The sequence below is a fragment of the Pseudanabaena sp. Chao 1811 genome (genome assembly GCF_027942295.1).
Classification (GTDB): domain Bacteria; phylum Cyanobacteriota; class Cyanobacteriia; order Pseudanabaenales; family Pseudanabaenaceae; genus Pseudanabaena.
Genome location: NZ_CP101416.1, coordinates 4,064,286 through 4,084,873, shown reverse-complemented (window position 1 = coordinate 4,084,873; position 20,588 = coordinate 4,064,286). Strand labels below are relative to the sequence as shown.

Sequence of the window (20,588 nt, the reverse complement as noted above, 5' to 3'; positions counted from 1 at the left end):
TTAACAATGTAGTTGTTTCGACTATCAAAGTGAAACAATAGGTTTTAACTATTTTATAGCGCTTTGCACGCTAACAAAAAATCAAATAATTTTTTCAAAGCCTTGTAAAATAAGGTTTTTAAAAAATCATCAAGCCTCTAATCCCTCAAAAGCTGTTAAATCTCAACAAGAGTAAACCTCATGAAAAGACTCGTTGTATGCTGTGATGGAACTTGGCAAAAGCTAGAAAGTGCTGGCGCTACTAATGTGGTAAAAATTACCCAAGCAATTCGGGCTACAGATGATGAAGGAACGCCACAAATTGTTTTTTATGATGAAGGTATTGGTACTGAAGGCGATTTTCTTGATCGGATAGGAGGTGGTGCTTTTGGAGTGGGAATCGATCAAAAAATCAAGGCTGCCTATCGATTTTTGAGCTTGAACTATGAGGAAGGTGATGAGATCTATCTATTTGGATTTAGTCGCGGAGCTTATACAGTACGTTGTTTGGCGGGATTCATTTACTGCTCTGGCTTGCTAAGGCGGCAATATATTCGTAAGGCTCCTGAAGCTTACGAACTCTATCGCGATCGCGGTGATGATGCCAAACCCAGTAGCGATCGACCTATTCAATTTCGTCAAAATTATGGTGATCGCGTTCATATTCGGGCATTGTGCTGCTGGGACACTGTAGGTTCCTTGGGTATTCCCGATCTGATTCCTTACTTTCCTTTAGATAACTGGATTAACAAGAAGTACGAATTTTTCGATACCCAACTAAATCGCTATATCCAAAATGCTTTTCATGCGATCGCGATCGATGAAATCCGTAAGTCGTTTTTGGTAACGCCAATGAAACACAGTGATGATGCTGACACTAATATTCAACAGTTATGGTTTGTGGGCGAACATGGCTGTATCGGTGGAGGTACTGAAGCTACCTATGGCTTGTCGGACATTACCTTGTCTTGGATGATGGAACGAGTTGAGGGATTAGGACTAGCCCTTGATCGCCAACATCTTGAATATAAACTCAATCCCAATTTTAATACTCACTTCAACAACCAACCTACTGGTGTATTCAAATTAGATGAACAAGTTTGGCGAACAGTGGAAGGTGGTATCTCAGTGCTACATGAGACTGTAAAGCAACGTTGGCAGCAAGATCCCAGCTATCGACCAGAGAATTTATTGCATTTAAGTAAAGAGCTTAATTCATAAACTGTTTGAGCAACCTGTTGAAGTTTGAAAAATTGCTGGTAATAGCCGATCGCCTTCTAAATCATCGGGAAATTGCCAACACATAATCCGTTCGACATTTTTGGAGCCACAACGACATGCCTCGGCATGGGAGGCAACCCATTCATAATCGCATTTGCGACAGTGATGGAGGACATTATTGATATTGGCGGCGGCAATGCGATCGCGTCCTGCTTTTAGTTCTTCTGGTGTGAGGACGGATTCAAGATCATTTGGCTCAGTCATTATGAAATCTCCTCTTTGGGACAACTTATTGATTTAGTAATCTTTTACAAATCTACATTTTCTCATCTAGGCTGAAATCAGTTGAAGGGGCAGTCTCATCAGAGGGAAAAATCTGCTGAGATTTAATCACTTTACGCAAACTGCTATTCATCGACTCAAGTGCCTTGGTGGTGTAAATCGCCCTGCGAATCTCGGTTGGGAAAGCAAAGAAGGGGATAATATTCGCCCAATGACTGCGCCAAGATTTGGAAATCGACGGATATTGCTTGTCCCATTTCTCAGCAAAGAGTTCGAGGTTAAACTCTGCCTCCGATTCCGTTGCCGCAGCATAAATCGCCTTGAGGTCAGCACAAACTTGCTTACGCTGTTGCCAAGGTACAAAAGCGACCGAGTTTCTGACCATGTGGACAATGCATAACTGCACCTGAGTTTTAGGAAACACAGTCTCAATGGCATTAGGGAAACCAGTCAAGCCATCGATACAGGCAATCAAAAGGGTGTGACCAGAATTTGATGTAGGAGAGAAAAGCTGATAAGGTTATAGGGTTTGGGCAACCTGTAAGGGAAAGATTAATGTATGAATACAACAATAATTGAGAGCAACGAGAAATTTGTAACCCTGAAAATTAAGATACCATACAGCAAATCTTTCTTAGAAACAGAAGCAAACATCCAGTCAGCGTTAAATGAAGCGGGGACAGTCGCAAGCGGAGAAGCATTAAAACAGTTGGATACGGATGGAATGCCCATCGAAGTAGAAGGGAGAATAATGACGAGTAAGGGAAAACAGGGAAAAACGTATCAAACACCCTATGGCAGCATCGCCATCAATCGTCACGTTTATCAAGGAAGTACAGGAGGAGCAACATACTGTCCGTTAGAAGTAGATGCAAGGATCATAATTACCTCAACGCCAAGATTAGCCAAGCAGATTAGCCACAAATATGCAGAAATGAGTAGTGTGAGACTAGTCGAAGATTTACGAGAGAATCATGGCAGAGATGTCCATCGTTCATTTGTGCAAACCTTAGTGGAAGCAGTAGGCAGTATCGCGCTTAGTAAAGAAGAAGACTGGGCTTATCGCACCCCAAAACTGGGCATAGCAATTCCAACGGTGAGCATTGGATTAGATGGGACTTGTATGTTGTTATGTGATGAAGGATATCGCCAAGCAATGGTAGGTACGATTAGCTTGTATGACCAAGAAGGAGAAAGACAACACACAACTTACATCGCTGCGGCTCCAGAATATGGACGAGAGACCTTTTTAGGACGACTGCGACGGGAAGTTGAGACTGTCAAACAATTGTATCCCAACGCGCATTATCAAGGTTTAGCCGATGGTGCTCCCGAAAACTGGGCTTTTCTGAATACTGTAACCGATACCCAAACATTGGACTTTTACCATGCCACCCAGTACTTAGACAAAGCAGCTAAGGCGATTTATCCACGCGATGAACAGGCTCAAAAAGCTTGGATGGATAATCGTTGTCACAGCCTTAAACATGAAGTTGGTGCAGCATCAAGGATACTCACAGAAATGCAAACTATTCAAGAGAGTGTAAAGTGAAGTGTGTAAAGTCTGGGATATATACAGAGAGATGATCTAGACACACAATTACCAACACTAAAACTGATGAATATACGCAAAGAATTGCTCGACGAATTGCTGCAAGAATGTAAAACACCACCTGACCTATTCGGAGAAGGAGGAATCCTGAAGCAACTGACGATCGCATTAGTGGAGCGAGCATTGGAAGCATAACTATCCATGCATCTGGGCTACGGAAAACATGAACCAAGACCAGAAGGACAAACTAACAGTCGCAACGGTTATAGCCAGAAAAAAGTCCAAGGGGACTTTGGCGTAGCAGAAATTGCAGTACCGCGAGATCGCAGTGGTGAGTTTGAACCACATCTGGTGAAGAAAGGACAAAGTCGCTTGTCAGGACTAGATGAAAAGATCATTGCTCTCTACGCACGAGGTATGAGTGTCAGGGATATTCAAGCCCAGTTGCAAGAAATGTATGGTGTTGAAGTATCACCAACACTTATTTCCAATGTTACAGATGCAGTAATTGACGAGGTGAAGCAATGGCAAAACCGTCCCCTTGAAGCAGTCTATCCAATCGTCTTTCTGGACTGTCTAGTCATCAAAGTCCGAGACAATGGCAGAGTGATTAACAAATCCTTGTACTTTGCCTTGGGCGTGAATATGGACGGGTACAAGGAATTACTGGGTATGTGGATTTCTCCGAATGAAGGTGCGAAATTCTGGTTGTCAGTACTCACCGAAATTCACAACCGTGGGGTCAAAGATATTTTGATTGCCTGTGTCGATGGCTTGACTGGTTTCCCTAATGCGATTGAGACGGTATTTCCTAAAACTCAGGTGCAGTTATGCATTGTCCACATGGTCAGAAACTCGGTCGCTTTTGTACCTTGGCAACAACGCAAGCAAGTTTGTGCTGACCTCAAGGCTATTTATAGCGCGGCGACGGAATCGGAGGCTGAGTTTAATCTCGAACTCTTTGCTGAAAAGTGGGACAAGCAATATCCATCAATCTCCAAGTCTTGGCGCAGTCATTGGGCAAACATTATCCCCTTCTTTGCTTTCCCGACCGAGATTCGCAGGGCGATTTATACCACCAATGCGATTGAGTCGATGAACAGTAGTTTGCGGAAGGTGATTAAATCCCAACAGATTTTTCCCTCTGATGATGCTGCTTTCAAGCTCGTTTATTTAGCAATGCGGAATATCTCGAAGAAGTGGACGATGCCGATTCGTGATTGGAAACCTGCTCTTAATCGCTTTGCCATCCTCTTCGAGGATCGTCTCCACGTCTAGCTTCTAGACTTTACACATTTTACTTGACAGTCTCCTATTCAACCCAAGCGTGTTTCTCAATCGATTCTTCAAGGGCTTCAAGATGCTATTACTTATTTTCGCAATCATCATCACCAGATGCTCTATATTGAAGCCATTTCCTCCAATCTACCCATCGGCTCGGGGATCACCGAAACTGCTTGCAAAGTTATTATCAAGGCTCGACTGGGCTGTTCTGGCATGAAATGGAAAGATTGGGGTGCTTCTGTAGTTTTGAGCCTTAGATCTTTGTCTTATACCAAGGGGCGTTGGCAGCAATTCTGGTCTAAAATCAATCGTTATGGTTTCTCTCTCTAATTGCTACATCAAATTTTGGTCACACCCAATCAAAATATCTTTGACTCCACGGTTGTGAATTTCGGTGAGTACCGATAGCCAGAACTTTGCACCCTCATTCGGGGAAATCCACATACCCAATAATTCCTTGTACCCGTCCATATTCACTGCCAAGGCAAAGTACAGTGATTTATTGTTCATTCGGTCATTGTCTCGAACTTTGATCACCAGACAGTCCAGAAATACGATCGGGTAGACCGCATTGAGGGGACGATTTTGCGATTGCTTTACTTCATCAATTACCTCATCAGTGACATTGGAAATGAGGGTTGGTCATTTCTTGCAACTGCGCTTGGATATCCCTGACGCTCATCCCTCGCGCATACAGAGCGATGATCTTTTCATCTAGTCCTGGCAAGCGGCTTTGTCCTTTCTTCACCAGATGTGGTTCAAACTCACCACTGCGATCTCGCGGTACTGCAATTTCTGCTACGCCAAAGTCCCCTTGGACTTTTTTCTGGCTATAACCGTTGCGACTGTTAGTTTGTCCTTCTGGTCTTGGTTCATGTTTTCCGTAGCCCAGATGCATGGATAGTTATGCTTCCAATGCTCGCTCCACTAATGCGATCGTCAGTTGCTTCAGGATTCCTCCTTCTCCGAATAGGTCAGGTGGTGTTTTACATTCTTGCAGCAATTCGTCGAGCAATTCTTTGCGTATATTCATCAGTTTTAGTGTTGGTAATTGTGTGTCTAGATCATCTCTCTGTATATATCCCAGACTTTACACACTTCACTTTACACTCTCCACAACTGGGTAAGACCTCATGGGGGCTTAGGCAAGAACAAGACTCCAGTTATGGCGATGGGGCTATATCATCGTCCGCTTTCCATGTTGGAGTTGCTCTCATTACGAGGCTTTACTTCCCTCACGCCTTAACTGACCAGTGCCCTATCAAAGCCACACTTTTCAGCTAACTTTTCCTGAGATAGTCCAAGGATTTTCCGTCTTTTTTTAATTTGTTCTGCTAGAAGCTGTAGTGCTAGCTTTGCGTCATCATCCATGAAATAAAACTAAAATAATGCAGACAAAACAACAACGGACAATTCGTCTCATTTTGAACATAGATCGATATGAATAAGTATCTTGCGATCGCCATTGGCAACACCAGAATTAAGGCAGTTATTTTTGGTAGTGATCGCCAAATTCTTGAGGAATATGCCTTTACCCATGACCAATTACCAATTTTAGAAGCAAAGCTTACTGATCGAGATTTTGCAAACATTGCGATCGCCTCGGTAGTTCCTGAATTGCTCACCAGTTGGCATCATCTACCGCAAACCAAAATTCTGAGAACTAGCGATGTGCCTTTGCGAGATTTGTACACAACGATGGGATGCGATCGCGCTTTGGCGGCGTATGGCGCAGGGGAAGTCTATGGCTATCCTGTCTTAGTAATTGATGCGGGGACAGCGATTACTTTAACGGGAATTGATGCGGATCGTGCTTTGGTTGGTGGGGCAATTGTGGCAGGTTTGAGATCGCAGTTTTTAAGTTTGTATGAAAATACGTCAGCTTTGCCCGATGTGCATATTCCTGAATCCTTACCAAATCGTTGGGGCATGGATACGCCTAGCTCAATTCAAACGGGAATTGCTCACATATTTTTAGCGGGTTTGCAAGCTTATCTCGATGATTGGCGATCGCAATTTCCCGATAGCAAGGTGATAATTACTGGAGGAGATGGAGAACATTTAGTGAAATGGGGACTGCAAGTAGATATAATTGATAAGAATCTAATTTTTTGGGGATTATGGTATTGTCGTGAGTTTCAATCCAAAGCTTTGTCGTAATGAGAGCGAAGTTGAAAGTAAATTAATTGTCCAGTATCTTTTGCCTACACTTGGTTATGACGCGAGTAAATGGCATCAGGAAGTTGCATTAGGGAGTATTCGCTTAGATTTTTTAGCCCTGACTTCTCAAGTATTTCCGAGCATTACTGATGCTGCACCCAAGGTTTGTGTGGTGATGGAAGCGAAGCACCCAAAGCACAATCTTGATTCCCATGTGCGTCGGTTGAGTCGTTATTTAATGCGCTTACATGTTGTGTATGGGGTGTTAACCAATGGTAAAGATTTTCGGATTTATGAGCTTGTGGGCGATCAGGTCAAGCTAAATTTTCAATGTCAAGGTGCAGAAATTACCGACAATATCGAAAAAATCAAGGATATTATTGGCAGAGACAAATTAGCTGGGATTAAACCGAAAATTGCTGATTCTGTAGATAAATCTAGCCCCCCACTTAATCAAGTATTTGCTATTACGCCTCCACAATCTTTACAAACTTCAATTGTTATTCCCAACCCAAAAGTAAGAACTATGAAAACGATCGCGATCTATCACAACAAAGGTGGTGTAGGCAAAACCACGACTACCATTAATCTTGCTGCTGCCATTAGTCGTAAGGGTTTAAAAGTTCTCATTATTGATCTCGATAGTCAGGCGAATACTACCTATGCCGCAGGTTTAATGAAGTTCGATACTGAAGAAGAAGATACGCTCAAAGATAGCAATATTTACAATGTTGTCTTCTATCCCAAATCTAACTATATTCCTGAAATTGCACTCAAGAGTACCTTTACTTATCCCCCAGTTGATGTTATTCCCGCGCATATTAATTTGATTTGGCAAGAAGCAAGATTGGTTGATAAAGATAGCTCTAAAACACATCTAGTCAAGAAATTAGAACTGGTAAAAGATGACTATGATGTGGTGTTGATCGATACGCCACCATCTCTGAATCTCTATGCCAAAATTGCACTAATTGCCTGTGATTATTTAATTATCCCCTCCGACCTCAAACCCTTTGCCAATGAAGGTTTACGCAATGTCAAAAACTTTATTGAAGAAATTGATGAGTTTCGGACTTTTATCAATAAACCTGCGATCGAGGTTTTAGGTGTATTACCTTCCAAAATCTTGACTAATGCCAATTACATTAAGTCAACTTTGCCTAAACAAGAAAAAGTTGTCGAAGAGCGCTATGGATTTCCTGTGTTGGAAACCAGAATCTTCCAACGCGAAGACTTATCAAGGGCAATTGATAATTTTATATTTGAAGGCGATCGCCAAATTCCTGATCCTAAGTCTATTTTTGATTTTAAGCCAGATTCCATATCTGCTGCCGAGTTTGAGGAATTAGCCAATGAAGTTCTTGAGAAATTAGGATTATAGGATTAAGTGCATGAGTCTATTAACTTCTTCTATCGATCTAGATACAATCACGCCGCCAGCAATATCTAATTCTCAATTTCCAGCCCATCAAGTTGAGAACCTTGCTAATTTATTTTTAAAAGCAGGTGATACCGTTAGCCCCATCCTTGTACGCAAAATCTCACCGATCGCTTTTGAAGTTTTAGAAGGTCATTTTGAATATTACGCAGCAATTAAAGCTCAGGAAATTGATGAGCAATTCACAGCAATCCGAGCTTACGTTGTGCCACCTGATTTAGAATCCACAATTCTTGAGCAGTATCAATTTTTGCGATCGCATTCTGCGCCAACACCTATTCCCAATCCTCCACAAGTGAATCATGAAACTCCTCCAGATTTAGCCAATATCGAAGAAGCGATCGTCAATCGATTAGAACAAAAACTAACTGCGGCGATCGAGAAAACCATTGAAGACCGTATCAGTGCTAGTTTACAAGTAATTATGGGACAAGTTACTAAACAACTAGATGCTCATTTAACCGATTTTCGTCAATCTTTATCCCTTGTCCCTGTTCATCAAGTAATTGATACAAAACCTCAAACTATACAAGCAGTTGCAGAGTTTGAGCCTGAAACAATTTCCAAAACCAATAAAGCTACTAAATCGAAAACAACTACTAAATCTACCTCTAAACCTTCAACTAAGCCCAAGACTGAGAGTACAAAAACTGCTGCGAAGAATAAAGATATTGACAATAATGATCCCAAAACCACACAGGTTCTTAATGACTTTAACACCCTAAATATTGCGGATCTAGAAAATAAGTTAAAACAGTCTGCTAAAGCGAATATTAAGTTTGCACGCCCAATTCATGAACAGCGATCGCAACAGTTATTTACATCAATTGATGATGTAGTTGCAAGAGTTGACAAACTTGGTATTACGACAATCAAAAAAATTATTGCTACGTGGCTAGATTGATATTTACATCTTCAGATCAAGAATGTTTTGATTTCATAGGGTTTAAATATAACTTTAAAAGAGTTGTCGGCATTCTTAACTAATGAGATCAAATCATTTTTATGTTCCATGAGATCACATTCCCATATATTTTCTAATTGCAGTAAATGCGACGAAATTTCGATATCTGTTTCTATTGACTTACCATGTGTCTCATATAAACGAATAATCCAACCTGATTGATCTTGCGATCGCTTAAATGCGGAAAGAATAATATTCGGTGCAGAGACACTTAGAAAACTTTGCGAAGTTTCTTGAATTGGTGAGGTTTTTAAAACAATAGGATTATTCAATTCTTGGGCTAATTTGACAATATTTGCCTCACGCCAATCACCTTGATGGGTAACTAAGCGATAGGTAAATTGATGATGTCCGCGATCGCTATTTGGGCTGGGCCAGTTAGGACTGCGTAGCAAAGTTAAGCGTAAGCAATCGGGCTTAGCATCATAGCCATACTTACTATCATTGAGAATCGCTAAACCTAGAGCGTCATCCTCTGAAGATATATCCGCCCAATATTGGGCGGGAACTTCCCATTTAGCTTGAGCTTCAGGGGTTTTACCTAAAGTGCTACGCTGAATTGTTCCCATCGGAATCTCGTAAGTAGCATAGGATGCTTGCCAATTTACAGGGAAACTAACTTTAGCTAAAGTATATTCCTCTTGCCAATCTACTGAATTATTTACACTAATAAATGGCTCAAAAGCTGTTAGTTGAACTTCTTGGATAAAAGTAGAATTACGAAATCTTTGAACAATACGAATTGATGCTAATAAGCTACAATTTTCTGAAATTGTAATCGATTCTAGGGTTGCAGATTCTAGCTTTTTACTTTCATAATTAGGATCAATATTCCAAGCATCCCAGTATTGTCCTTTATCTTCAAAAAACTGTAATTCGCTAGGAGATTGTAATATGTCTTTTTGCGAGCGCTTATCAAATATTTGCGCGATCACCCCAGTTTTAGCGTCAATCTCAACCCGTAGATAAATATTTTCTAGATAAAATTTATTATTTTCAGAAGTAATGCTTAAAGGTTGAGTAGTATCTCTAATTGCTACAGCTTCTAATTCTGCAAAACCAAAACTAGGAATATTCTCTAACCAACACAAGGATTTGTCGTCAAGTCTAACTAATTGCGATCGCTGCCAGTTTAAAAAATTCCAAGCTTGTAAATGGGCTGTTTGTTGGTGTTTTGCATCAACAGGTTCTAAAATGCGATCGCAGATTTCTCGCGCCTCAGCCCATGTGCGATCGGCATCGGTAAACACTTCAGGGATCGAAGTTCCTGGTAGAATATCGTGAAATTGATTAAGAAGTAATCCTTGCCATGCGGTTTCTAAATCGGCTTGCGGATAGGGAATCTGACTAGTTAAATAGGCGATCGCGCTAAATTTTTCGGCATTACCTAAAAGTACTTCCATTTGACGATTTTGCCGCTTCTGATCAGCCTTCGAGGTAAATGTACCGCGATGAAACTCTAAATAAAGCTCATCTTGCCAAACGGGTAAATCGTCGGGCAGTTTTCCTTTCAAATTTAAAAGGAAATTTTCTAAGGTGCTAGGTTTCATTTGAAAGAACAGGGGTGAATCCGTCCACTCACGCCCCAGATCTAGCATATCGGCAGTTGGTCCTCCACCGTGATCGCCTACACCATAGAGCCATGCTGTTTCAGGGATATGATGCTTTTCTTCTTGGGTGGCGAGATATTTGGCGATCGCCACAGGTTCCAATCCTTGACCAAGCTCATTACTAAAGTAAGTAAAAATTTGACTTCCATCCACCCCTTCCCACCAAAAGATTTGATGAGGAAATTTATTGCGATCGTTCCATAGTAATTTCTGAGTCACAAAGGCTTCAAACCCACTTTTTAATAGGATTTGCGGCATTTGCCAATGAAAGCCAAAGGTGTCGGGTAGCCATGCAATTTTCACTTCGCGATTAAATTTCGCCCGAAAATATTCCTGACCATAGAGAATTTGTCTAATTAAAGCTTCGCCGCTTGGTAAGTTCCCATCTGGCTCTACCCACATCCCACCGATAAGTTCCCATTTTCCATCCGCCACGGCTGACTGAATCCGTGCAAATAACTCAGGATATTCTTGCTCCATCCATTGATAGGAAACCGCCGTGCTTTGATTGAAGATTAATTCTGGATAAATTTTTTGTAAATTTAACGCTGAGGTAAAGGTGCGCTGCATCGCATTTTTAGTTTCGGCGATCGCCCATAACCACGCCACATCAATATGAGAATTGCCGAGTATATAAATTTGCCGTTGTTTGAGAAAGTCACCATATTGCAGCAATGGTTCACGAATTTCTGCGAGTTGAGCAAAAAACTTGGCACTGGTAATAGATTCAGCTTCAGAGAAAAGCAAGATTAAACTATTTGTAGCAGTTTCTAAAGGAAGTAAATCAATTTGATGTTTAGTAAAAATCGGAATGTAAGTCTGGAGAATCTCTAGCTCAGTTGCAAATCTATCAGGATCGCAGGATTGATGGGAATACTCAAAAACTATTTCTGCAAGCTGCAACGCCCCAATGTCATGCTTAGTACTATTTAATTTAATTTCTAAACTAAATTCTTGATTTACTTCAGCTTCTTGAGTCAAGAGCAAGCGACATTTTTGATCGAATAAATCCCCTTCTTGAACTTTCTCTCCATTAACCCAAACTTCACAAATATCTGCCCACCAAATTAAATTGAGGCGAATGGTTGCGCCCAGAGTCGTTAAACCTGCATATATTTCGGGAACTTGCCAAACTTGCTTGATCTGAATATTCTCTTCCCTTGGCAAGAAAGATAAAATTGGCTTATTCTGCTTAGAATTTACCGTTGGCAATATCTTCCATTCCCCATGCTCGTCCTGTCGTTGCCAATTGCCAAGAATCGATAAACGCGATCGCGACTTTAGTTGATCAATAACTTGATTTAAACAATTTCCTAAATCAATCATGGGATATAGCCCTTCTATCTTCCTAAGCTTGTAGCAATTTGCGCGACATTTACGCTAGCCTACTTATTTAAACACCATCAATACAGAGTTTTCCGATGACTTGAAAACCAGAGAAATTTTTGAAAGCGTGGCGAAGCCACGCTTTCAAAAATTTCTCTGTACTACTTTAAGCCTCAATAGGCTGTAGTTGATTACCAATTAAATTGCCATGACTAGGATGAGAACAGTTACAATTAAGTTTGAATGGTTCGATCGCAGCAAATGTCAAACATAACCTCAACTATAGAGCAAGTTAAAGAAAAGGTCGTTGTCGGCTTATCGGGCGGAGTCGATAGCTCTGTTGCCGCCGCCTTATTGCATCGTGCAGGATACGATGTCACAGGATTGACGTTGTGGTTAATGCGCGGTAAAGGACAATGTTGTTCTGAGGGGATGGTCGATGCCGCACGTCTATGCGAAGAATTAGGCATTCATCATGAAATTGTTGATAGCCGTGATGTCTTTGAACAAAGCATTATTAATTATCTAGTTACTGGCTATGCGGCGGGAGCTACACCTCTACCCTGCTCACGCTGCAACAAAGCTGTGAAATTTACACCAATGATGACCTATGCTCGCGAAAAATTAGGCATCAATAAAATTGCCACGGGGCATTATGCCAAGCTGAGTTTTAATGATGATTCGGGACGCTATGAATTGCGACGTGCAGTTGACGACACTAAGGATCAATCCTATTTTCTCTATGAAGTCGGACAGGAGGAATTAAGCTGCTGTATTTTTCCTCTAGGTGAAACCACTAAAGTTGAAACTCGTAAAATTGCTGCGGAGTTTGGCTTAGCCACTGCCGAAAAGCCCGAAAGTATGGATCTCTGCCTTGTAGAAGCCAATGGCTCCATGAGAGCCTTTCTCGATAAATATCTCACACCTGTCCAAGGCAAGATTGTCGATACAAATGGCAATGTGTTGGGTGAGCATGATGGCACATATCACTACACCATTGGTCAACGCAAAGGTTTAGGCGTAGCAGCAGCCAACCCTCTCTACGTGATTGCCCTTGATCCAATTAAAAATGAAGTGATTGTTGGCGATCGCTCAGAAGCCCATGATAAGGAATGCACAATTAATCAAGTGAACTGGGTGTCAATGGCTCCTACCGATGTCCCCTTCCATGCGGATGTGCAAGTTCGTTATCGCACCGTTCCTGCGGGGGCAACGGTAATTCCGCTATCAGGCGATCGCGCCAGAATCGTCTTTGACGAGCCACAATTTAGCATTACCCCCGGACAAGCTGCTGTGTTTTATCGGGATGACTTACTACTTGGTGGTGGACTGATCGAATCCAAGATATAAAAAAAGGAGGCAAAGCCTCCTTTTTTTATATTTAAGCTGTTGGGACTACTTGTTTTCTTAAAGAAGTCAAGCGACGCTTCGCCGTTTCATTTTTTTCATCCAATATCAACACTTGCTCATACATCTCGATCGCCTGAGGCAATAATTTTTTCTTTTCATAGGCATGACCAAGATTATTGATCGCCGTGATATAGCCAGTCTGTAAAGCGATCGCCTCTTTGTAATTTTTGATTGCTAGATCGTACTGATCTTGAGAAAAATAGGAAAATCCTAACGCATTGTAGACTTCAGGAAGATTTTCGCCACCTTCTTTGATTGCCTTATTAAACAGAGCAATGGCTTGAGAATAGAGCTTTTTGCGTAAATACACGCTACCAAGCTGGTAATAGTCTTCAGGTGTCCCTTTTTCTTTTTGGAGCTTAGGTTGCAATTCAGAAATAACATTTTCTAAACTACGGGCTTTTAAAATCTGGCGGATAACTAACCAGCTAACCCCTGCTAAGAGTAGGACTAACGCCCCAAGGTATGCGATCCCTAATGTACTATCCATAATTTTTATGTTTTAGATCGAATTAAATTTAATTAACTAATAGTTCTACGATTTAATAAAGAACCCGATTTTTTGTGGCATGGCTTTACCGTACGACAAAAAATTGGTTCTTTATTTTAATGCAGGTTCCTAACAGATTTTGTCTATCATTGCACTCTAGCAATTTCTTGAGACGCTTTAAAAAGTAATTTTTAACAAAGATGATCGATAACGTCTGCTCGAATGAGGCTTTATCGCAAATTACGGCATAAGGATGTCCCCCCAGTTGTGATCTACCTAACGTTTAGCCAAGGTTAAGGCTGAATAAAAAATCAAATTACCCTCAAAATTTTGCGTTCTAACATGGCTCAGTAGCTTGGCATAATTAAAAAACAGACCCAAAACCTGTAGCGCACGCGCAGCATGCGCTACAGGTTTTGGCGTTTATATTTAATTGCACCCAGCTACTTATAGATTTGATTGCTGAGTTTATAGGACTGACTCTCAAACAAATCCAAAAACTCCAAAAGCTTGCGGTAAAGCAGTCACAAATGCCCAAGGCTAAAAAATAAGCGCTATGTCTAAAAATATGCAGAGGTAATACGAGATAACAAATTTTTAGACGATGAGATTTTTTCAACCGATTGCTAAAAATTTGCCTTTCAGTGTAAGATAGTAACCCGTGAAATTGTTTGGGCTAGTAGCTCAGTTGTATAGAGCAATCGCCTTCTAAGCGATCGGTCGATGGTTAGAGTCCATCCTAGCCTGTTCCTTAAGTCCAATAAAATTAGAGCCTAACAGGTCAAACTTGTCAGGCTTTAATTTTTGGGTTTTGAGCGCAAAGCACTTTAATTTCCCGTGAGTTAATCAGTAATTGCAAAGAGTCTCCATAGACAAGATCGTTAATAGGCAAAGCGATCACCTCTAGCAACGATGGATTGTGGAAATGACGGATCTTAGTTTCGGGATGTGGATAGTACACCCAACCATCATAGAGAGTACCTTTACGACGAACTTGGCAGGAAATAAAAGAAAAATCTTCGGGTGGATGTTCAGTTGTCCAATTTACTTGACGAAAGGTGTATTGGGGCTTTTGGATTTTGTAAGTGTAAGGTGAGATATCAATATTTAAAGTTCCTCGAAAATAGCTTGACAGGTCTAGCCCTAGATTTTGGAAGAAGGGAATCTGCATAGAGATTGTACCTTCAGAATAAGGACTGTCCTCTGCAAGTCCTGATGCAACACGATGACCTTGAATCAGTTTGCCAGTTATAGTACATAGACTTAGCGCGTCTCTTACAACTTGCCTTGTGCGATCGCCTATGCCCTGAGCTATGGATTCTCTATTCCCAGCTACATTCAATACTTTGACTTGTTGCTCAATTAGCCAATCGTTCAAGGAGATAGAATCAGGATTGATGAGATAGGGTTTCTGATATTTGATGCAGGATTCGATAGTTAACTTTGTGCCGTCGCTATTTATATAGTCAGCAAAAATAACTGTTGCATCAGCAGTTAGGACATTGTGTATGGTACGAATCTCGTAGTCGCCGCTATCTGATTCCACCAAACCAAACTTGGCAAGATCTGGGTTTGTTCCTAATTCAGTAAGATAGCCTTTAGGCGCTAGACCACCCGTGGCAATGCCCACATCCGCCGCCGCGAGTAATCCACCCCAGTCTGCACCAGTTTGTCCACCTGAAATGATTAAAGTTACTAGAATGTTCATAGTTTGAATTGGGTACTGTTACAAAGTTCATTTATATAAACAATAAACAAGGTTTACACCGCTACCCGCCCATTCAAGCTGGCTCAATTGAACTTAATTATGAGTATATGCCCTTGCTTGAGAGCCGAAGAGAAATGATAGTGTTGAGTTTGGACTTTAGTACGAATGGTCAAAATAATAACAATGTGTCTGTTTGCTATCCCTATCCCAACCAAAACGTATCTTGTTTACGAAATGTGTGTCTCTTAGCTTCAATGCTTACCAAGGTTGAAAGGGAAAGGATTTTACGCTCTCAATATCCGATTAAATCTTTATCCCATTATCAATAACTGCAGACAGAATTAGTAAATAAAGAAAAAAAGCTATTCATCGTATAAGTTGCGGTTATTGGACACCAGCACTAACAATGAATAGCTCATGTTAACCAGCCTAACGAACGGGCACTATTTATCTCACTACTTCCGTTATCTGGCTTAATTGATGACACGCCCTAGCTTCTTTACCTTTGTCCAACTAAACTCATGCAAAAGGACATAGGAGCAAGGGATTAGGAATAGAGTCAGAATTGTGGCAAGGGCTAAACCAGAGAAAGTAACAATTCCCAATGGTTGCAAGAACTCGCCGCCTTCACCACCGCCTAGGGCAAGAGGAAAAGCGCCAACTACAGTTGTAATTGTGGTCATTAGGATGGGGCGTAAACGTATCGGAGCAGCTTGGAGGATTGCTTGAATGCGGCTGCATTTCTGCTCCTCACGCAATTGGTTAGCGAACTCGACCATGACGATCGCATTGTTAACCACAATCCCCACCAGCAAGATCACACCGATCACTACCATCACGTTAATCGAGCTATTGGTGACATATAGACCGACAATACCGCCCGCTAAAGCAAGGGGAATTGTCAGCATAATCACCAAAGGATCGATCAACGAGTTGTACTGAACTGCCATCACCACAAATACTAAGAAAGAAGCGAGTAAACCTAATACACCAAAGGCTTTGGAGAGATTATCATTTGCTTGTTTGGCGGTACTAGGTAAAGCCACGACCCCATCGGGCAGATCGATCGCGGCAATCACATCTTCTGTCTGTTTGAGCGCATCACTGAGACTTGTGCCACGTTCTAAACTACCGAGAATCAAGAACACTTGACGCTGGTTAATACGTTGAATTTCTCCGGGGGCGCGACCTTCGCGGATAGTGGAAACATCCGCAAGGCGGACAGGACGATTATTGCTGACAAAGAGCGGAACTTGCTGTAGTTGCGAGGCATTTTTGCGTGATTCGGGATCGAGTTGGACGCGCACATCGACTAGGCGATCGCCTCTTTGTAACTGGGTCGGCACAGAGCCTGTAATTGCGGTTTGCAGAGTAGAGCCGATGGATTGCGTAGATAGTCCCAAAGCTTGTAAACGTTCCCAGTCAGGAAAAATTTGCACTTCGGGTTGACGGGCATCGCTATCAGGACGGAAGTTTGCGCCTTTAACACTTTTTTCTAAGGCACTGAGAACCTCTATACCTGTTTGGGCTAGGGCTTCAGGATTAGTACCCTGCAAAATTACATCAATATCCGTGCGTGGTACAGGGGAATTATTAACGATAATGCCGCGTACTTGTCCGGGGTTAACCCTGATTCTCACACCTGCCAGATTTAATTTGCTGATTTCGCGATTGACGCGACTGATAAAGCCAGTCAGATCTGCATTTGGTTTGAGAGTAATAGTGCTACCACTGCGTAATGGATTTGCAGTTACATTATTACCAAAGGAACCACCACCGATGGTTGTAAAGGCATAGGCAGTTTCAGGCTGCTTAACGAGAATATCATCCACAATTTCCATGACTTTGCGGTTAGCCGCAAGGGTAGTACCTGCGGGAAATTGAGCGTTTAAGCTCACATCACCCGTTTTCACTTGGGGAATGATCTCTTGGGGAAGTTGTCTTCCCATCAAGAAGCCACCACCACCAAGGATCGCAAATACGGCAATCACCACCCACAACCGATAATGGACGATTCTAGCGAGAAATCCTGCATAGCCCAATGTGGCGGCGGCAAATCTTTGCTGAAATCCACGCATAAACCAAGTTTCGCTCAACCGACTCGACCAAGGAATACCTAACAGGCGTGAGGCAATCATCGGAACGACGGTAATAGCGATCGCAATCGCGGCAATATTCCCAAAACTAATGGTGAGAATCAGTTGATTGAATAGCAGCGAGAGAAATCCACCGAGTAATAAAAATGGAAAAATAACCACAAGGTTAGTACTCGTAGAGGCAACCAATGCGGATTCAATTTCCGAACTGCTAATCTGGGCTTGGGCGATCGTATCTTGCACACCGTAATTTTGGCGATTGCGTTTGAGCCCATTGATGATGTTGTCTAACATGACGATGGAGCAGTCTACAACACCACCCACACCTAAAGCTAAACCACCTAAGCTAAACAGGTTCATCGAAAAGCCAAAAATACCCATCGCAATAATGGAGGCAAGAGTAGCGAGGGGAATAGCAAGGGTAATGATCAGAGTTTGACGGATCGAACCCAGAAATAGCAACACGGCTGTCCCTGCTAAAATTGCCCCCAAGATTCCTGAAGAGGCAACGTTGGCAACGGAAGCGCGAATTAACTTGGATTCATCTAAGGTGGCGGTAATAATGGCATCACTGGGAATTGCCCCGCTTACTTGCAGTCCTGCGATCTTTTCTGTTACGCGATCAACAACCTCAATCGTATTGGCATCGGGTTGTTTGGTCACTAGCAATCTAACGGCAGCCTGTCCATTGAGGGAAGTAAATACCCGTTGCTCCTCAGTCCCATCAACTATTTCAGCAAAGTCGCGCAAATAGACCTGTCGGGGTTGGGCTGTGGCACTTCCACGCACCGTAAAAGATAGGTTTTCTAGTTCCTTAGCATTGCGAAATTTGCCGATCGCACGGGTAAGCGGTTCGACAGTGCCATCTCGCAAGCGTCCGCCTGAAATATCGACATTGCGATCGCGCAAAGCCTTTAAGACATCATCAATATTCACGCCGACAGCTTGCAGACGCTTAAGATCGAGATTGACCTGTATCTCTTCCTTCACGCCGCCAACCACGTCGATTCCTGCTACCCCCGGCACAATCGCTAACTCGCGCCCTAATTCCTCATCGGCAAATAGACGTAACTCTGTCAGTGAGAGGGAAGGCGATGTGAGCGCAAACTCGTAGATGGGAAATTGAGATGGGTCAAATTTAAAAATCCTTGCATCTTCGATATCGTCTGGCAATTGACTGCGACCTCGGTTAAAGCTTGCCACGGTATTGTTAAGCGCCTGCTCGACATTACTACCCGCCTCAAAAAACAAGTCCACTCGTACTTGCCCTTCACGGGTACGCGAAAAAAGCTGATTCACACCCTCCGTCAAGGCTAGAGCTTCTTCGAGCGGTTTGGTGACTTCCGTAATTGCAACTTCTGGACTAATCCCCGGAATATTCACCTGTACGCCAATGCGTGGATAAACGATGGATGGCAGCAAATCCACCTGCAAGCGGCTAATATAAAAAGCCCCCATCACAAAAATCGCGAGGGTCAGCATCAATGTGCCAATATGGCGACGAATCGCGATCGCGCTAATACTAAATCCTGTCGGCTTGGGATTAGATGATTTCTGGTCGCTCATAGTTACTTCTTAAATAATTAAAAAAAAGGTAATGATGCAAAGCACGAATAGCCTTACCTCATTACTTATCGGGATAACACGCTTAGCTTTACAGAATCACCATCCTGCAACTTACCACCACTCCTAACGACAATGCGATCGCCTTCTTTCAAACCAGAAAGAATCACAACTTTACCGTCACGGCGATCGCCAAGGGTAACCTTACGTGCCAACACTTTTGGCTCTTTCTGATCGCCCGTAATCACAAAAACTGTGCCAGTTTTGGGCTTGCCTTTGTCACTCACATTAGGACTAGACTTGGTATCGGTTTTCGATTTCGCTTGAGTATTTGCATCTTTAGGTGCTTGAGTCGGTCGTCCTGCTACCTCTAGAGCAGTCTCGGCGATCGCGATTTGACGTTCCTGTTTGCCTGAAAACTGGACTCTCGCTAATTGACCGCTACCCAGTTTCCCATCTCGATTAGGAACTATTACTTCCACAGGAATCAATCGCGCCACTGGATCGGCTACTGGCGAAATACGTCTTACTGTTCCCGTAAACTTTTGATTGGGGAAAGTATCAAAACGGACATCAACGGATTGATTTAAGCGAATTTTGCCAATCTCTAATTCTGAAATCAGCACAATCACCTTAACTTGACTAAAATCTCCTAACTTGACAACTTCATTACCTGCAAATAGCAGATTACCAATTTCACTCACGCGCTCTAGAACAACACCATTAATAGGAGATGTAATGGTGGTGTAGGCTTGGCGCTCTTGTTCTCTAAGCTTGATTGCTTCTTGGGCTAAAACTCTTTGGGAACTGGCACTCACAGTTTGCTGTTGGAGGCTAACTTGCTGTTCAGCCGATCGCAATGACTGTTCCGCAGCTTTGGCTTCAGTAACAGCATTCTCGGCGGTTTGCGGAGAAACTGCTCCTTCCTTAGCCAATTGGGTGAAGCGCCGAGCATTTGCTTGTGCCTGTTGGTACTGTACTCTCGCTCTCTCCACTTGGGCGCGAGCATTACCCACTGCGGCGGTTGCTTGTGATACTTCCGATTCCCTTGCCGCAACTTCCGCTTCGGCTTGTAGCACAGTTGCAGATAGAACTGCATCATCCAATTGGGCGATTGCTTGCCCCGCTTCGACGCGATCGCCAACATCCACATTCAAATCTAGTAAACGCCCTTCCAAACGCGATCGCACTGACACCTCTCTAATAGGTGCAGTCGTTCCTGTGTATTGATTTTCTTCTTCAAGTAGCTCTAAACTTGCGATCGCCACATCTACGGCTACAGCAGGTTTTTGGTTCTGTACTTGAGCTTGGGAGGCATCCTTATTGTTTTGCGTGCAACTCGCAGTTACACCTGACAAGCTAGCGATCGTGGCTAATATCCAAAAAGCTTTCATAGACTGAAGATGGCAAGTGTTTCCTAAGGTTATTCTAAGTGATACTACTTGTTTTTGTGTGAAGTTCCCACAATAGATCTTTTGGTTCACAAATACTTGTCGTCATCAATA

General features: G+C 42.5%; 13 protein-coding genes, 1 tRNA gene and 4 pseudogenes. 9 read left to right on the top strand and 9 right to left on the bottom strand.

The window, feature by feature from the left end; all coding sequences use genetic code 11:
• The first annotated feature begins 180 nt into the window (after positions 1-180).
• The gene (locus NMG48_RS18720; RefSeq protein ID WP_271252937.1) at positions 181-1,200 is read left to right on the top strand and encodes a DUF2235 domain-containing protein; all 1,020 of its coding nucleotides are present in this window, start codon (positions 181-183) and stop codon (positions 1,198-1,200) included.
• Here NMG48_RS18720 and NMG48_RS18715 read toward each other — a convergent pair.
• Together NMG48_RS18715 and NMG48_RS18710 are read right to left on the bottom strand one after the other, a co-directional pair.
• Positions 1,195-1,464, bottom strand: coding sequence for a hypothetical protein (locus NMG48_RS18715; protein WP_271252936.1), 270 nt, complete (start codon positions 1,462-1,464; stop codon positions 1,195-1,197). The two genes, NMG48_RS18720 and NMG48_RS18715, sit on opposite strands and share 6 nt — an antisense overlap.
• A 94-nt stretch (positions 1,465-1,558) precedes the next feature.
• A pseudogene (locus NMG48_RS18710) lies at positions 1,559-1,960 on the bottom strand (IS256 family transposase); the annotation flags it as partial.
• Positions 1,961-2,041: 81 nt separating this feature from the next.
• Here NMG48_RS18710 and NMG48_RS18705 point away from each other — a divergent pair.
• From NMG48_RS18705 to NMG48_RS18695, 3 genes and pseudogenes are all read left to right on the top strand, one after another.
• Positions 2,042-3,034, top strand: coding sequence for an ISKra4 family transposase (locus NMG48_RS18705; RefSeq protein ID WP_271252935.1), 993 nt, complete (start codon positions 2,042-2,044; stop codon positions 3,032-3,034).
• Between the two features lie 66 nt (positions 3,035-3,100).
• A pseudogene (locus NMG48_RS18700) lies at positions 3,101-4,312 on the top strand (IS256 family transposase).
• Between the two features lie 75 nt (positions 4,313-4,387).
• Positions 4,388-4,648, top strand: a pseudogene (locus NMG48_RS18695) (ISKra4 family transposase); the annotation flags it as partial.
• A gap of 9 nt (positions 4,649-4,657) precedes the next feature.
• Here NMG48_RS18695 and NMG48_RS21870 read toward each other — a convergent pair.
• A pseudogene (locus tag NMG48_RS21870) lies at positions 4,658-5,351 on the bottom strand (IS256 family transposase); the annotation flags it as partial.
• A gap of 209 nt (positions 5,352-5,560) precedes the next feature.
• Entirely contained in the window at positions 5,561-5,689 is a 129-nt protein-coding gene (locus NMG48_RS21735) for a helix-turn-helix domain-containing protein (protein WP_345961217.1), read from the bottom strand.
• Between the two features lie 69 nt (positions 5,690-5,758).
• Between NMG48_RS21735 and NMG48_RS18675 the strand changes: the two genes are divergently transcribed.
• From NMG48_RS18675 to NMG48_RS18665, 3 genes are read left to right on the top strand one after another with little or no spacing between them, the layout of a single operon-like run.
• Positions 5,759-6,478: a type III pantothenate kinase gene (locus tag NMG48_RS18675; RefSeq protein WP_271252932.1), complete on the top strand. Its 720-nt coding sequence runs from the start codon at positions 5,759-5,761 to the stop codon at positions 6,476-6,478.
• Positions 6,450-7,859 carry an AAA family ATPase gene (locus tag NMG48_RS18670; RefSeq protein ID WP_271252931.1) on the top strand — a complete coding sequence of 470 codons (1,410 nt, stop codon included), beginning with the start codon at positions 6,450-6,452 and terminating at the stop codon, positions 7,857-7,859. The genes NMG48_RS18675 and NMG48_RS18670 overlap by 29 nt, the downstream gene beginning before the upstream one ends.
• 10 nt (positions 7,860-7,869) lie before the next feature.
• Positions 7,870-8,820: a hypothetical protein gene (locus tag NMG48_RS18665; protein WP_271252930.1), complete on the top strand. Its 951-nt coding sequence runs from the start codon at positions 7,870-7,872 to the stop codon at positions 8,818-8,820.
• 11 nt (positions 8,821-8,831) lie between these two features.
• Here NMG48_RS18665 and NMG48_RS18660 read toward each other — a convergent pair whose 3' ends face one another.
• Positions 8,832-11,816, bottom strand: coding sequence for an alpha-mannosidase (locus tag NMG48_RS18660; RefSeq protein WP_271252929.1), 2,985 nt, complete (start codon positions 11,814-11,816; stop codon positions 8,832-8,834).
• A 261-nt stretch (positions 11,817-12,077) separates the two neighbouring features.
• On the opposite strand from NMG48_RS18660, the gene mnmA reads away from it, so the two are divergent.
• Complete coding sequence (gene mnmA / locus NMG48_RS18655) at positions 12,078-13,166, top strand: tRNA 2-thiouridine(34) synthase MnmA (RefSeq protein WP_271252928.1); 1,089 nt, start codon at positions 12,078-12,080, stop codon at positions 13,164-13,166.
• Between the two features lie 31 nt (positions 13,167-13,197).
• On the opposite strand, the gene NMG48_RS18650 is transcribed toward mnmA, so the two are convergent.
• Positions 13,198-13,716 carry a tetratricopeptide repeat protein gene (locus tag NMG48_RS18650; protein WP_271252927.1) on the bottom strand — a complete coding sequence of 173 codons (519 nt, stop codon included), beginning with the start codon at positions 13,714-13,716 and terminating at the stop codon, positions 13,198-13,200.
• A gap of 673 nt (positions 13,717-14,389) precedes the next feature.
• Between NMG48_RS18650 and NMG48_RS18645 the strand changes: the two genes are divergently transcribed.
• A tRNA-Arg gene (locus NMG48_RS18645) sits at positions 14,390-14,463 on the top strand.
• Between the two features lie 43 nt (positions 14,464-14,506).
• On the opposite strand, the gene NMG48_RS18640 is transcribed toward NMG48_RS18645, so the two are convergent.
• From NMG48_RS18640 to NMG48_RS18630, 3 genes are all read right to left on the bottom strand, one after another.
• Positions 14,507-15,424 (bottom strand): YpsA SLOG family protein, encoded by a 918-nt coding sequence (locus tag NMG48_RS18640; RefSeq protein WP_271252926.1) that lies wholly within the window; start codon positions 15,422-15,424, stop codon positions 14,507-14,509.
• A 473-nt stretch (positions 15,425-15,897) separates the two neighbouring features.
• Positions 15,898-19,086, bottom strand: coding sequence for an efflux RND transporter permease subunit (locus NMG48_RS18635; protein ID WP_271252925.1), 3,189 nt, complete (start codon positions 19,084-19,086; stop codon positions 15,898-15,900).
• A 65-nt stretch (positions 19,087-19,151) separates the two neighbouring features.
• Positions 19,152-20,477 carry an efflux RND transporter periplasmic adaptor subunit gene (locus NMG48_RS18630; protein WP_271252924.1) on the bottom strand — a complete coding sequence of 442 codons (1,326 nt, stop codon included), beginning with the start codon at positions 20,475-20,477 and terminating at the stop codon, positions 19,152-19,154.
• Positions 20,478-20,588 lie beyond the last annotated feature (111 nt).